Raw genomic sequence first — 13,470 nt, 5'->3', positions numbered from 1 at the left:
ATGACATTCGGCGGAGCCGGCCGCAGGCTTCAGCGGCCGTGGCGTCGCAACCATTCCCGGGACAGCTCCCGGGCACGCTGGTCGGCGGCGAATACCGCGTCGAGCGTGGGCAATGCCACCACAGGCTCCTGGTCGAGCACTTGTTCGATCATACCCGCGATCTCCGGGAAGCGGATACGCCGCTGGAGAAACGCTTCGACAGCCACTTCGTTGGCGGCATTGAGCACCGCCGGCGCACTGTTGCCCGCCTCGGCAGCCTGACGCGCCAGGCGCAGGCATGGGAAGCGCTGTTCGTCGGGGGCCTGGAAATCCAGACGGGCGATGGCGAACAGGTCCAGCGGCGCCACGCCCGAATCGATGCGCTCCGGCCAGGCCAGGGCATTGGAGATCGGCGTGCGCATGTCGGGGTTGCCCAACTGGGCGAGCACCGAGCCATCGACATAGTCCACCAACGAGTGGATGACACTCTGCGGGTGCACCACCACTTCGACCTGCGAAGGCTTGGCGTCGAACAGCCAGCAGGCCTCGATCAGCTCCAGGCCTTTGTTCAGCATGCTCGCCGAGTCGACCGAGATCTTGCGCCCCATGGACCAATTCGGGTGGGCGCAGGCCTGTTCCGGCGTGACATCCAGCAAGGCTTCAGCCGGGGTTTCGCGGAACGGGCCGCCGGAGGCCGTCAGCAGGATGCGGCGCACGCCGACAGCGCCCAGGCCCCGGGCGTAGTCGCCGGGCATGCACTGGAATATCGCGTTGTGCTCGCTGTCGATCGGCAGCAGCACCGCGCCGCTACGCTGCACCGCCTGCATGAACAGGGCCCCGGACATCACCAGGGCTTCCTTGTTGGCCAACAGTACCTTCTTGCCCGCCTCGACCGCGGCCAGGGTTGGACGCAGGCCGGCAGCACCGACGATGGCGGCCATCACGGTATCGACCTCCGATGCGGAGGCGACCTGGCACAGCCCGGCCTCACCTTCCAGCACCTCGGTGGCACATCCGCTCCTGGCCAGCCCCGCGCGCAGCCGCCCGGCCGCCTCGGCGCTCGGTACCACGGCGTACGCCGGGCGATGGCGCTCGCACAGGGCCAGCAGTTCGTCGATGCGCGAATAGCCGCTCAAGGCGAACACCTGGTAACGGTCAGGATGGCGAGCGATGACGTCCAACGTGCTCAAGCCAATGGAGCCGGTGGCCCCCAGCACGGTAATGCGTTGCACGCGACTCACATCACACCCCACTCAGCCGCCCACAACAATACGGCAAACATCGGAATCGCCGCGGTCAGGCTGTCGATACGATCAAGCACGCCGCCATGGCCCGGCAGCAGGTTGCTGCTGTCCTTGATGCCTTCACGGCGCTTGAACATGCTTTCGGTCAGGTCGCCGACCACCGAAGACATCACCACCACCACGGCGCCCAGCAAGCCCAGCAGCACCTGGCCGACACTCCAGTCACGGGCAATGCCCACGCCCAGGGTGATCAGCAGGCTGACCGCGAGGCCGCCATACACGCCCTCCCAGCTCTTGCCCGGGCTGACCTGTGGCGCCAGCTTGCGCTTGCCGAAGGCACGGCCGGAGAAATAGGCACCGATGTCGGCCGCCCAGACCAGCACCATGACCGCCAGGATCAGCCAGTTGCCCAGCGGCCAGTGCTTGAGCAGCACCAGCCCCTGCCAGGCGGGCAGCAACACCAGCAGGCCGATCAGCAGGCGGCAGGCGGCACTGCTCCATAGCTCGCCGCTGCGCGGATAGGTCAGCACCAGCCACGTGGCCAGCGCCCACCAGATCACCGAAGCGCCCAGCACCCAGGGCGCGAGATCCGGCATCAGGTAGAGCAGCATCAGCCCGCCCGCGACCACGGCGGCATAGGCGATGCGCAACGGTTGCGCCACCAGGCCGGCCAGACGCGCCCACTCCCAGGCACCGAGCGTCACCACGAAACCGATGAAGAGGGCGAAATCCCCACCATTGAGCAGGAAGAAACCACCCACCGCGATCGGCAGCAGGATCAGCGCGGTAATGATGCGTTGTTTAAGCATTAAGCACGGGCTCCGGCTTCGACCTGCTCGCTGGTCTTACCGAAGCGGCGCTGGCGCGAAGCGAAATCGGCCAGCGCATTGCGCATGGCCTCGTGTTTGAAGTCCGGCCAATAGAGGTCGGAGAAGTACAGCTCGGCGTAGGCCAGCTGCCACAAGAGGAAATTGCTGATGCGGTGCTCGCCACCGGTGCGGATGCACAGGTCAGGCAATGGCAGGTCACCCGTCACCAGGCAGGTCTGCAGCAGATCCGGCGTGATGTCCTCCGGCCGCAGATGGCCGGCCTGCACTTCACGCGCCAGGCGCTGGGCAGCCTGGGCAATATCCCACTGGCCACCGTAGTTGGCGGCGATCTGCAGGATGAAGCGGTTGCTGCCGGCGGTCGCAGCCTCAGCCTCGCGCATAGCAGCCTGGAGTTCAGGGTGGAAGCGTGAGCGGTCGCCGATGATGCGCAGGCTGATGTTATTGTCGTTCAGGCGCTTGGCCTCTCGGCGCAGCGCCTTGAAGAACAGGTCCATGAGGGCACTGACTTCGTCCGCCGGTCGCTGCCAGTTCTCACTGGAGAACGCAAAAAGCGTGAGCACCTCGACCTTGGCCTCGGCGCACACTTCAATTACGGCGCGCACCGCATCGACACCCGCTTTATGCCCGGCAACGCCGGGCATAAAGCGCTTCTTCGCCCAGCGATTATTCCCATCCATGATGATCGCCACGTGACGCGGCACCACGGAGGGCACAGTCTGCTTGGTCTTTTCCATGAAGGCGTCCTGACCCTTAGATGGCCATCAGGTCCTTTTCTTTTGCTTCGGTGGCCTTGGCGATCTGCGCCTCGAAATCCTTGATCAGCTTGTCGATGTCGGCACTGGCACGACGCTCTTCGTCTTCACTGATTTCCTTGTCCTTGGACAGCTTCTTCAGGTCACCCATGGCGTCACGACGAATGTTGCGCACGGCAACGCGGGCATCTTCGGCTGCGGCACGTGCCTGCTTGGTGAAGCCCTTGCGGGTTTCTTCGGTCAGCGGGGGCATGTTGACCAGCAGCAACTCACCCAGGTTGGTCGGGTTGAGGTTCAAGCCGGCACTGCCGATAGCCTTGTCGATGGCGCCCAGCATGTTGCGCTCGAAAGGCACCACTTGCAGGGTCTGGTTGTCTTTCACGGTCACGTTGGCCACGCTGGTCAGCGGGGTGTCGGTGCCATAGTAAGGCACCATCACGCTACCCAGGACGCTCGGGTGCGCCTTGCCAGTGCGGATCTGGCCAAATGCGTGGATCAGCGACTCCAGCGACTTTTGCATGCGCGCCTGGGCGTCTTTCTTGATTTCGTTGATCATTTTTGAACTTCCTCGATCAGAGTTCCTTCCGCGCCGCCATGCACGATGTTCAGCAGGGCGCCGGGTTTGTTCATGTTGAAGACGCGCAACGGCATCTTGTGATCGCGGCACAGGCAGATTGCCGTCAGGTCCATTACACCCAGCTTGCGATCCAGCACTTCATCGTAGGACAGATGATCGAACTTCTCGGCATGCGGGTCCTTGAATGGATCTGCAGTGTATACACCATCGACCTTGGTTGCCTTCAATACCACGTCGGCATCGATTTCGATGGCGCGCAGGCAAGCGGCGGAGTCGGTGGTGAAGAACGGGTTGCCGGTACCGGCAGCGAAGATCACGACTTCTTTCGAGTTCAGGTGGCGCATGGCCTTGCGGCGATCATAGTGATCGGTGACGCCGACCATGGAGATGGCCGACATGACGATCGCGGTGATATTCGCCCGCTCCAGCGCATCGCGCATGGCCAGGCCATTCATCACGGTGGCCAGCATGCCCATGTGGTCGCCAGTGACCCGATCCATGCCGGCTGCGCTGAGCGCCGCGCCACGGAACAGGTTGCCACCACCAATCACCAGGCCGACCTGGACGCCGATGCCGACCAGCTGGCCGACTTCCAGCGCCATGCGATCCAGGACCTTGGGGTCGATCCCGAACTCTTCCGAGCCCATCAGGGCCTCGCCGCTAAGTTTGAGTAGAATGCGTTTATAGCGAGCCTGATGACCACTGCCCTGCTGAGCCATTGCGAATCTCTCCTGCGGCGTTTGTAAAAATCTGGCGGGCTGCTTCAGCCTGCGCGTAACTCTAGCGTGACGCAGCTACTGCGTCAGCGAGCAGCGGTCTGGTAAACCACTCCCGCTTTGACAAAGAGGCTGCGCGCGTGAGCGGGCAGCCTCTTTGGGGCGACAGACGAGTCCGTCTTACTGCTTGGCGGCAGCTACCTGTGCGGCAACTTCGGCAGCGAAGTCGTCAACCGGCTTCTCGATGCCTTCGCCAACCTTGAAGTAGGTGAAGGAAACGATTTCGGCACCGGCTTTCTTGGCCAGCGCGCCGACTTTGACTTCCGGGTCCATCACGAAGGCTTGCTCTTTCAGCGAGGCTTCGGCTTTGAACTTGGAGATACGACCGTTGATCATGTTTTCAACGATGTTTTCCGGCTTGCCGGCGATCTTGTCAGCGTTCAGCTGCAGGAAGACATTCTTCTCGCGCTCGATGGCCTCGGCAGAGATTTCCGACGCATCCAGGAACTCTGGGTTCGAAGCGGCAACGTGCATGGCAATGTTCTTGGCCAGATCGACGTCACCGCCTTTCAGGACAACAACTGCACCGATCTTGTTACCGTGCAGGTAGGCACCGACAACGTCACCTTCAACGCGCACCAGGCGACGGATGTTGACGTTCTCACCGCACTTGGCGACCAGGGCTTCACGAGCGGCTTCACGCGAAGCGATCAGCGGAGCGGCGTCGGTCAGCTTATCGGCGAAGGCCTGCTCGATGCTTTCGGCGACGAAGTTCTTGAAGTCGTCTTGCAGGGCCAGGAAGTCGGTCTGCGAGTTCACTTCCAGCAGGACGGCGGATTTACCGTCGGTCTTGACGGCGATGGCGCCTTCGGCGGCAACGTTGCCAGCCTTCTTGGCGGCCTTGATGGCGCCCGAGGCACGCATGTCGTCAATGGCTTTCTCGATGTCGCCGCCGGCCTTTTCCAGGGCCTTCTTGCAATCCATCATGCCTTCGCCGGTACGCTCGCGCAGTTCTTTGACCAGCGCTGCAGTAATTGCTGCCATTTCAAAATCCTCTTGGAAAGTTTTTCAACCATTCCACCCGTTCGTCACGGGCGTTAAATTCTGCAAATCCGCTGTTTTTACCTCAGCCGGCCCATGATGCGGGGCCTTCGCTGACAGCAGGATTTCAAGGTGGCAAAAAGGGGGCAAAGCCCCCTTTTTGCGTGCCAAGTAGACGCTAAGCGTCAATTACTCGGCAGCAGGTGCAGCCGCTTCTTCAACATAGACTTCAGTGCCGCCGGCAACGTTGTTGCGGCCGCGGATGACGGCGTCGGCCATCGAAGTCATGTACAGCTCGATAGCGCGGATGGCGTCATCGTTACCTGGGATGATGTAGTCAACACCTTCAGGGCTGCTGTTGGTATCGACAACGCCGATAACCGGAATGCCCAGCTTGTTGGCTTCGGTGATGGCAATGCGCTCGTGGTCGACGTCGATCACGAACAGGGCATCAGGCAGGCCGCCCATGTCCTTGATACCACCCAGGCTGCGGTCCAGTTTCTCCAGATCGCGCGAACGCATCAGGGCTTCTTTCTTGGTCAGCTTGGTGAAAGTACCATCTTCGGCCTGGGTTTCCAGGTCACGCAGACGCTTGATCGAAGCGCGGATGGTCTTGTAGTTGGTCAGCATGCCGCCCAACCAACGGTGATCAACGTATGGCGAACCGCAACGAGCAGCTTGCTCGGCGACGATCTTGCCGGCGGAACGCTTGGTGCCGACGAACATGATCTTGTTCTTGCCCTGGGCCAGGCGCTCTACGAAGGACAGAGCCTCGTTGAACATCGGCAGGGTTTTTTCCAGGTTGATGATGTGAATCTTGTTGCGCGCGCCGAAAATGTACTTGCCCATTTTCGGGTTCCAGTAACGGGTCTGGTGGCCGAAGTGCACACCGGCCTTCAGCATATCGCGCATGTTGACTTGGGACATGATAGTTCCTTGATAAGTCGGGTTGGGCCTCCACGTATCCCAATGACCAACCCGTGTTTCCAGGGAAACCGGGCACCCAGGCCATCGTGTCGACACGTGTGTGGGTTTGAGCTGACGGAGGACATCCCCCGAAAGCGGCGCATTTTATACCACAGCCGGCGAGCGAACGGAACCCGGATAATGCTTCGTCCGTCAGCGGCTTTTGCAGCCCCCGCCTTTTGGGGCCAGAATGCCCTCAATAGACCACCGGATCTGCTGGACTATCCCGACAGATCGACGCCGCGCTCTGGTAGAATCCGGCCTTTCCCGTTTGTTCGCGCCGCCCGCGGCGCCGTAGAGAGCCTGTAATGACCGTCACCATCAAGACCGCAGAAGACATCGAGAAGATGCGCATCGCCGGCCGCCTGGCCGCCGAAGTGCTGGAAATGATCGAGCCACACGTCAAGCCCGGTATCACCACCGAGGAGCTCGACCGCCTCTGCCACGACTACATCGTCAACGAGCAGAAGGCCATCCCGGCGCCACTGAACTACAAAGGCTTCCCCAAGTCGATCTGCACCTCGATCAACCACGTGGTCTGCCATGGCATCCCCAATGACAAGGCACTCAAGGATGGCGACACCATCAACATCGATGTGACCGTGATCAAGGACGGCTACCACGGCGACACCAGCCGGATGTTCCATGTCGGCACCGTCGCGCCGTGGGCCGAACGCCTGTCCAAGGTCACCCAGGAGTGCCTGTACAAGGCCATCGAACTGGTCAAGCCCGGCTGCCGCCTGGGCGACATCGGCGAGGTGATCCAGAAGCACGCCGAAAAGAACGGCTTCTCGGTGGTACGCGAGTTCTGCGGCCACGGCATCGGCAAGGTGTTCCACGAAGAGCCACAGATCGTCCACTACGGCCGCGCCGGCACCGGCATGGAGCTCAAGGAAGGCATGACCTTCACCATCGAGCCGATGATCAACCAGGGCAAGGCCGACACCAAGGTACTGGGCGACGGCTGGACCGCCATCACCAAGGATCGCAAGCTCTCGGCCCAGTGGGAACACACCCTGGTGGTGACCGCCACCGGCTACGAGATCTTCACCCTGCGCAAGGACGACACCATCCCGCGCACCTCGGCCTGATACTGAACGACAGGAACGCGACTCGATGCCCCAGGTGGATCCCGAACTGTTCGACCGCGGCCAGTTCCAGGCGGAACTGGCCCTCAAGGCAAGCCCCATCGCCGCTTTCAAGAAGGCCATCCGCATGGCCAGCGAGGTGCTCGACAAGCGTTTTCGCGAAGGCCGCGAGATCCGTCGGCTGATCGAGGACCGCGCCTGGTTCGTCGACAACATCCTGCAACAGGCCTGGCACCAGTTCAGCTGGGGCACGCCAGACGGCATCGCCCTGGTGGCGGTTGGCGGCTACGGCCGTGGCGAGCTGCATCCGTATTCGGACATCGACCTGCTGATCCTGCTCGACGCCGCCGAGCACGAGCAGTACCGCGATGCCATCGAGCGCTTCCTCACCCTGCTCTGGGACATCGGCCTGGAGGTCGGCCAGAGCGTGCGCACCGTCGACGAGTGCGCCGAGCAGGCCCGGGCCGACCTCACGGTCATCACCAACCTGATGGAAAGCCGCACCATCGCCGGCCCCGAGCCCCTGCGCCAGCGCATGCTCGACGCCACCAGCACCGCGCACATGTGGCCCAGCAAGGAGTTCTTCCTGGCCAAACGTGCCGAACTCAAGGCCCGCCATCACAAGTACAACGATACCGAGTACAACCTCGAACCCAACGTAAAGGGCGGCCCGGGCGGCCTGCGCGACATCCAGACCGTGCTCTGGGTAGCCAGGCGCCAGTACGGCACGCTGAACCTGCACGCGCTGGCCGGTGAAGACTTCCTGCTGGAGAGCGAAAACGAGCTGCTGGCCTCGTCCCAGGCCTTCCTCTGGCGTGTGCGTTACGCCCTGCACATGCTGGCCGGGCGCGCCGAAGACCGCCTGCTGTTCGACCACCAGCGCAGCATCGCCGCGCTGCTGGGCTACACCGACGAGAACCCCAAGCGCGCCATCGAACAATTCATGCAGCAGTACTACCGGGTGGTGATGAGCATCAGCCAGCTGTGCGACCTGATCATCCAGCATTTTGAAGAGGTGATTCTGGCCGATGACAGCGGCGCCACGCAGCCGGTCAATGCGCGGTTCCGCCTGCACGATGGCTATATAGAAGCGGTCAACCCGAACGTTTTCCGGCGCACTCCTTTCGCCATGCTGGAAATCTTCGTGCTGATGGCCCAGCACCCTGAAATCAAGGGCGTGCGCGCCGACACCGTGCGCTTGCTGCGCGAACATCGCCACCTGATCGACGACAAGTTCCGCCACGATATCCGCAACACCAGCCTGTTCATCGAGCTGTTCAAGTGCGAGATCGGCATCCATCGCAACCTGCGGCGAATGAACCGCTACGGCATCCTCGGCCGCTACCTGCCAGAGTTCGGCCTGATCGTCGGGCAGATGCAGCACGACCTGTTCCACATCTACACGGTCGATGCCCACACCCTCAACCTGATCAAGCACCTGCGCAAACTGCAATACACGCCCGTCTCGGAGAAATTCCCGCTGGCCAGCAAGCTCATGGGCCGCCTGCCCAAGCCCGAGCTGATTTACCTGGCAGGGCTTTACCATGACATAGGCAAGGGTCGCCAGGGTGACCACTCCGAACTGGGCGCCGTCGACGCGCAAGCGTTCTGCCAGCGCCACCAGTTGCCGGCCTGGGACAGCCGCCTGATTGTCTGGCTGGTGCTGAACCACCTGGTAATGTCCACCACCGCCCAGCGCAAGGACCTCTCCGACCCACAGGTGATCAACGATTTCGCGCTGCATGTCGGTGACGAGACGCGCCTGGATTACCTCTACGTGCTGACCGTGGCCGACATCAACGCCACCAACCCCAGTCTGTGGAACTCCTGGCGGGCGAGCCTGCTGCGCCAGCTCTATACCGAAACCAAGCGCGCCCTGCGCCGTGGCCTGGAAAACCCGCTGGACCGCGAAGAGCAGATCCGCCAGACGCAAAGCGCGGCGCTGGACATCCTGGTGCGCGAGGGCACCGACCCGGATGACGTCGAGCAGCTCTGGTCGCAACTGGGCGACGACTACTTTCTCAAGCACACTGCCGCCGATGTGGCCTGGCACAGCGATGCGATCCTCCAGCAACCGGCCGATGGCGGCCCGCTGGTGCTGATCAAGGAGACCACCCAGCGCGAATTCGAGGGCGGCACGCAGATCTTCATCTACGCCCCCGACCAGCACGATTTCTTCGCCGTGACCGTGGCCGCCATGGCCCAGCTCAACCTGAACATCCACGATGCCCGGATCATCACCTCGAGCAGCCAGTTCACCCTCGACACCTATATTGTGCTCGACAACGACGGCGGCTCGATCGGTGACAATCCACAGCGGGTCAGGCAGATCCGTGACGGCCTGACCGACGCGTTGCGCAACCCCGAGGACTACCCGGCGATCATCCAGCGTCGGGTGCCGCGTCAGCTCAAGCACTTCGACTTCCCGCCGCAGGTGACCATCCTCAACGACGCCCAACGCCCGGTGACCATCCTCGAGATCACCGCGCCCGATCGCCCCGGCCTGCTGGCCAGGATCGGGCGGATCTTCCTCGAATTCGACATCTCGCTGCAGAACGCCAAGATCGCCACCCTAGGCGAGCGCGTGGAAGACGTGTTCTTCATCACCGACGCCGACAACCAGCCGCTGTCCGACCCGCAGCTGTGCAGCCGCCTGCAGGAAGCCATCGTCCAGCAGTTGCAGGCCGGCCAGGCCAGCGACGCCAGCCCTACCCGCATGACCTTTTGACGCTAACGAGACCTTGCGCCGATGAACCACGCCCTGACCCAGCTCCAGCCCTACCCGTTCGAGAAACTGCGCGCCCTGCTGGGCACCGTGAAACCGGCAGCCGACAAGCGCGCCATCGCCTTGTCGATCGGTGAGCCGAAACATGAATCGCCGGCGTTCGTCGCCAGGGCCATGGCCGACAACCTCGACAAGCTGGCGGTCTACCCCAGCACCATCGGCCTGCCGGCCCTGCGCCAGGCCATCGGCCAGTGGTGCGAACGGCGCTTCGGCGTGCCAACGGGCTGGCTGGACGCCGACCGTCATATCCTGCCGGTCAATGGCACCCGCGAAGCACTGTTCGCCTTCACCCAGGCCGTGGTCAACCGCGACGACGACGGCCTGGTGGTCAGTCCCAACCCCTTCTACCAAATCTACGAAGGCGCGGCCCTGCTGGCGGGCGCCACCCCGCACTACCTGCCATGCCTGGAAAGCAACGGTTTCAACCCCGACTTCGACGCCGTGCCGGACGAGACCTGGGAACGCTGCCAGGTCCTGTTCCTGTGCTCCCCGGGCAACCCCACCGGCGCCCTGGTGCCGATGGATACCCTGAAGAAGCTGATCGCCCTCGCTGACAAGCACGACTTCGTGATCGCCGCCGACGAGTGCTACAGCGAGCTGTACTTCGACGAGGACGCGCCGCCACCGGGCCTGCTGAGCGCATGCGCTGCGCTTGGTCGCAGTGACTTCAAGCGCTGCGTGGTGTTCCACAGCCTGTCCAAGCGCTCCAACCTGCCCGGCCTGCGTTCGGGCTTCGTGGCTGGCGACGCCGAGATCATCAAACCATTCCTGCTGTACCGGACCTATCACGGTTGCGCAATGCCGGTGCAAACCCAGCTGGCCAGCATCGCCGCCTGGCAGGACGAGGCCCACGTGCGCGAGAACCGCGACCAGTACCGCGCCAAGTACGACGCGGTGCTCGACATCCTGCAGCCGGTAATGGATGTGCAGCGCCCGGATGGCAGCTTCTACCTGTGGGCCAAGGTACCGGGCAGCGACGCAGAATTCACCCGCGACTTGTTCGAGGCAGAGCATGTCACTGTGGTGCCGGGGTCGTACCTGTCCCGCGAGGTGAACGGCGTAAACCCAGGCGCCGGCCGCGTGCGCATGGCGCTGGTTGCTCCGCTGGCCGAGTGCATCGAGGCGGCCGAGAGGATTCGCGACTTCCTGCACAACCGTTGAGTTGCAAGGGGGCGCCCTGCGCCCCCTGCTTCACTAGCGAACCTGCCCCAGGTTCGCCTCGCTCATGTCCAATTCCCCCAGCACCTGTCGCACCACCTCATCACCCACTAGATGCTGGCGATGCAGCTCGTACAGTTCCAGGCGCTGAGCACGTAATGCCCGCAGACGCAGGCGACGCTCCAGCAGATCCATCTGCTCCGCCAGCGCGCGGGCCTCGGCAGTGTCGTTGTAGCTGTCCAGTTCATCCCGGTATTCGGCCATCAGCCGCGCTTTCAGCTCGGTCGCCAGGGTGGCCTGGGCGGCGTCCTGGGGCGCATTGGCATCGATCACTTCCTCGGCTTCCAGGGCATGGATAGCCGCTTCGGCGGTGCGCCGCCAGGCCTCCTGCACCTCCTGGTGCAAGCGCTCATCGGGACTCTTGGTAACGCCACGCAGCAAAATCGGCAGGGCAATCACCGCGCTGACCAGCGACAGCAGGATCACCCCGGCGGCAATGAAGATCAGCAGGTCGCGCTCGGGGAACGCCGTGCCCGCTCCCATCAGCAACGGCACCGACATCACGCCCGCCAGGGTCACCGCCCCGCGCACGCCGCCAAAGGTCAGCAGCCAGCAGGAGCGCGCGGTCGGCATCAGCACCAGCGCCGGCTTGCCGCGCCAGCGCCGCACCACGCCGATCGCCCGCCAGATGCTCTGCACCCAGACAAAACGCAGCAGCACCAGCGCGGCGAAGATCGCCACCACGTCCAGGCAGCGCCAGGCCAGGGTCGGCCACACCGTCGCCTCGTCGGTGACCACCGCCTTGATGATGTCCGGCAACTGCAGGCCGAGCAGCAGGAAGATCAGGCCGTTGAAAGCGAACTCCAGCAACGACCAGACACTGCGATTGAGCAGGCGGGTGCTGGTCTGACGCGGCAGCAGGTCGAGCCAGCTCTGCATCATGCCCGCGGCCACCGCCGAGAGGATGCCCGACACACCCAGGCGCTCAGCCAGCACGTAGGCGGCGAACGGCAGCAGCAGCATGAACACCACGTGAGTGGCCGGATCGTCCCAACCGCGGGTGATCATCCACATGCGCAGGCGCCCCACCAGCCAGCTCAGCGCCACGCCCACCGCCAGGCCGCCAAGGGCGACGAGCACGAAGGTCAGGCTGGCCTCGGTCAGCGAGAACACGCCGGTGATGGCGGCGGCCAGGGCGAACTTGAAGGTTACCAGGCCCGAGGCGTCGTTCATCAATGCCTCGCCCTGGAGCATGTGCATCAGGGGCGTGGGCAGGCGGTCCTGGGTGATGGCCGAGACCGCCACCGCATCGGTGGGCGACAGCACCGCCGCCAGGGCAAAGGCCACCGGCAGGGGAATGCTCGGCAGCAGCCAGTGGATGAAGTACCCGGCGCCGACCACGGTGAACAGCACCAGTCCCACTGCCAGTGCCACCACCGGCCCGCGTATGCGCCACAGCTCGCGCTTGGGCATGCGCCAGCCATCAGCGAACAGCAACGGCGGCAAGAACAGGAACAGAAACAACTCCGGGTCCAGCGCCACATGCAGGCCCAGGGTTGGCCAGGCCAGCAAGGCACCCGCGCCAATCTGCACCAGCGGCAGCGGCAGCGGCAACACGCGCCCCACCAGTTTCGACATGCTCACCAGCATCAGCAGGATAAGAACGGTATAGGCTGACTGCATCGGCAAGCTTCCTGTGTAATCGGAGAAACGACAGCAAAGCGAAACATCTCCATTGAAACAATATGTTAGCGAGGACCTTCTATTGTGGACCGCTGCACGTTAGTCGCAACCCACCGCCAAATATGTAACACAATGCTACTTGAGACGATGTGACATACATCCCCCCGTACCTTCGGGCCCGCAGCCGTGGCGCCAACCCCATCGATACCGCATAATCGCTCCCACCCAATCTTCAAGGAGTATCGGGGACGCCAGCCCCCTGCCGGCAGCCCCAGGCATTTCAATGGCTTACACTCTCTACGGCATCAAAGCCTGCGACACCATGAAAAAAGCCCGTACCTGGCTTGAAGAAAAGGCCATTGGCTACGACTTCCACGACTACAAGACCCAGGGCATCGACCGCGACAGCCTGAACCGCTGGTGCGACGAGCATGGCTGGGAAGTCGTGCTGAACCGTGCCGGGACCACCTTCCGCAAGCTCGACGACGCCAGCAAGGCCAACCTCGACCAGGCCAAGGCCGTCGAACTGATGGTCGCCCAACCGTCGATGATCAAGCGCCCGGTGCTCGACCTCGGCGAGCGCACGCTGGTCGGCTTCAAGCCCGACCTGTACGCGGCGGCGCTGGCCTGATCACGCATTACGCTCCATCC

General features: G+C 63.2%; 12 protein-coding genes. 4 read left to right on the top strand and 8 right to left on the bottom strand.

Features of this window, described 5'->3' with window-relative positions; all coding sequences use genetic code 11:
- Positions 1-29: 29 nt before the first annotated feature.
- The 7 genes from ispC to rpsB all read right to left on the bottom strand — a co-directional run bounded on the left by ispC (position 30) and on the right by rpsB (position 6,066).
- Positions 30-1,220 carry a 1-deoxy-D-xylulose-5-phosphate reductoisomerase gene (gene ispC, locus AC3WL2_RS15630; protein WP_102684052.1) on the bottom strand — a complete coding sequence of 397 codons (1,191 nt, stop codon included), beginning with the start codon at positions 1,218-1,220 and terminating at the stop codon, positions 30-32.
- Positions 1,217-2,032: a phosphatidate cytidylyltransferase gene (locus tag AC3WL2_RS15625; RefSeq protein ID WP_038706689.1), complete on the bottom strand. Its 816-nt coding sequence runs from the start codon at positions 2,030-2,032 to the stop codon at positions 1,217-1,219. Before AC3WL2_RS15625 ends, ispC begins: the two co-directional genes overlap by 4 nt.
- Entirely contained in the window at positions 2,032-2,787 is a 756-nt protein-coding gene (gene uppS / locus AC3WL2_RS15620; protein WP_102684051.1) for a polyprenyl diphosphate synthase, read from the bottom strand. Before uppS ends, AC3WL2_RS15625 begins: the two co-directional genes overlap by 1 nt.
- Before the next feature lie 16 nt (positions 2,788-2,803).
- A complete protein-coding gene (gene frr / locus AC3WL2_RS15615; protein WP_046854394.1) occupies positions 2,804-3,361 on the bottom strand; it encodes a ribosome recycling factor in 558 nt (185 codons plus the stop codon).
- The gene (gene pyrH / locus AC3WL2_RS15610; RefSeq protein WP_028690676.1) at positions 3,358-4,101 is read right to left on the bottom strand and encodes a UMP kinase; all 744 of its coding nucleotides are present in this window, start codon (positions 4,099-4,101) and stop codon (positions 3,358-3,360) included. Before pyrH ends, frr begins: the two co-directional genes overlap by 4 nt.
- Positions 4,102-4,278: 177 nt before the next feature.
- Positions 4,279-5,142: a translation elongation factor Ts gene (tsf, locus tag AC3WL2_RS15605; RefSeq protein WP_102684050.1), complete on the bottom strand. Its 864-nt coding sequence runs from the start codon at positions 5,140-5,142 to the stop codon at positions 4,279-4,281.
- 186 nt (positions 5,143-5,328) lie between these two features.
- Complete coding sequence (rpsB, locus tag AC3WL2_RS15600; protein ID WP_023629884.1) at positions 5,329-6,066, bottom strand: 30S ribosomal protein S2; 738 nt, start codon at positions 6,064-6,066, stop codon at positions 5,329-5,331.
- Between the two features lie 347 nt (positions 6,067-6,413).
- On the opposite strand from rpsB, the gene map reads away from it, so the two are divergent.
- Genes map through dapC form a run of 3 tightly spaced genes read left to right on the top strand, consistent with a single transcriptional unit; the run spans position 6,414 to position 11,139 of the window.
- Complete coding sequence (gene map / locus AC3WL2_RS15595; protein WP_094011637.1) at positions 6,414-7,196, top strand: type I methionyl aminopeptidase; 783 nt, start codon at positions 6,414-6,416, stop codon at positions 7,194-7,196.
- A gap of 25 nt (positions 7,197-7,221) precedes the next feature.
- Positions 7,222-9,921: a [protein-PII] uridylyltransferase gene (locus AC3WL2_RS15590; protein ID WP_102684049.1), complete on the top strand. Its 2,700-nt coding sequence runs from the start codon at positions 7,222-7,224 to the stop codon at positions 9,919-9,921.
- A gap of 21 nt (positions 9,922-9,942) precedes the next feature.
- On the top strand, positions 9,943-11,139 hold the full coding sequence (dapC, locus tag AC3WL2_RS15585; RefSeq protein WP_102684048.1) for a succinyldiaminopimelate transaminase: 1,197 nt from the start codon (positions 9,943-9,945) through the stop codon (positions 11,137-11,139).
- Between the two features lie 33 nt (positions 11,140-11,172).
- On the opposite strand, the gene AC3WL2_RS15580 is transcribed toward dapC, so the two are convergent.
- The gene (locus tag AC3WL2_RS15580) at positions 11,173-12,819 is read right to left on the bottom strand and encodes a Na+/H+ antiporter (RefSeq protein WP_102684047.1); all 1,647 of its coding nucleotides are present in this window, start codon (positions 12,817-12,819) and stop codon (positions 11,173-11,175) included.
- A 283-nt stretch (positions 12,820-13,102) separates the two neighbouring features.
- Here AC3WL2_RS15580 and AC3WL2_RS15575 point away from each other — a divergent pair, with 283 nt between their 5' ends.
- Complete coding sequence (locus AC3WL2_RS15575) at positions 13,103-13,450, top strand: ArsC family reductase (RefSeq protein ID WP_023631566.1); 348 nt, start codon at positions 13,103-13,105, stop codon at positions 13,448-13,450.
- The last annotated feature ends 20 nt before the right edge of the window (positions 13,451-13,470 follow it).

This window comes from Pseudomonas sp. FW305-96, from assembly GCF_058783825.1.
Note: the sequence above shows the minus strand (reverse complement) of the source record. Positions and strands in the feature narration are given on the sequence as shown.

Excerpts from the sequence above, each read along its gene's own strand:
- AC3WL2_RS15625 (WP_038706689.1), bottom strand. The coding sequence starts at position 2,032 with ATGCTTAAACAACGCATCATTACCGCGCTGATCCTGCTGCCGATCGCG.
- uppS (WP_102684051.1), bottom strand. The coding sequence starts at position 2,787 with ATGGAAAAGACCAAGCAGACTGTGCCCTCCGTGGTGCCGCGTCACGTG.
- frr (WP_046854394.1), bottom strand. The coding sequence starts at position 3,361 with ATGATCAACGAAATCAAGAAAGACGCCCAGGCGCGCATGCAAAAGTCG.
- pyrH (WP_028690676.1), bottom strand. The coding sequence starts at position 4,101 with ATGGCTCAGCAGGGCAGTGGTCATCAGGCTCGCTATAAACGCATTCTA.
- tsf (WP_102684050.1), bottom strand. The coding sequence starts at position 5,142 with ATGGCAGCAATTACTGCAGCGCTGGTCAAAGAACTGCGCGAGCGTACC.
- rpsB (WP_023629884.1), bottom strand. The coding sequence starts at position 6,066 with ATGTCCCAAGTCAACATGCGCGATATGCTGAAGGCCGGTGTGCACTTC.
- map (WP_094011637.1), top strand. The coding sequence starts at position 6,414 with ATGACCGTCACCATCAAGACCGCAGAAGACATCGAGAAGATGCGCATC.
- AC3WL2_RS15590 (WP_102684049.1), top strand. The coding sequence starts at position 7,222 with ATGCCCCAGGTGGATCCCGAACTGTTCGACCGCGGCCAGTTCCAGGCG.
- dapC (WP_102684048.1), top strand. The coding sequence starts at position 9,943 with ATGAACCACGCCCTGACCCAGCTCCAGCCCTACCCGTTCGAGAAACTG.
- AC3WL2_RS15580 (WP_102684047.1), bottom strand. The coding sequence starts at position 12,819 with ATGCAGTCAGCCTATACCGTTCTTATCCTGCTGATGCTGGTGAGCATG.
- AC3WL2_RS15575 (WP_023631566.1), top strand. The coding sequence starts at position 13,103 with ATGGCTTACACTCTCTACGGCATCAAAGCCTGCGACACCATGAAAAAA.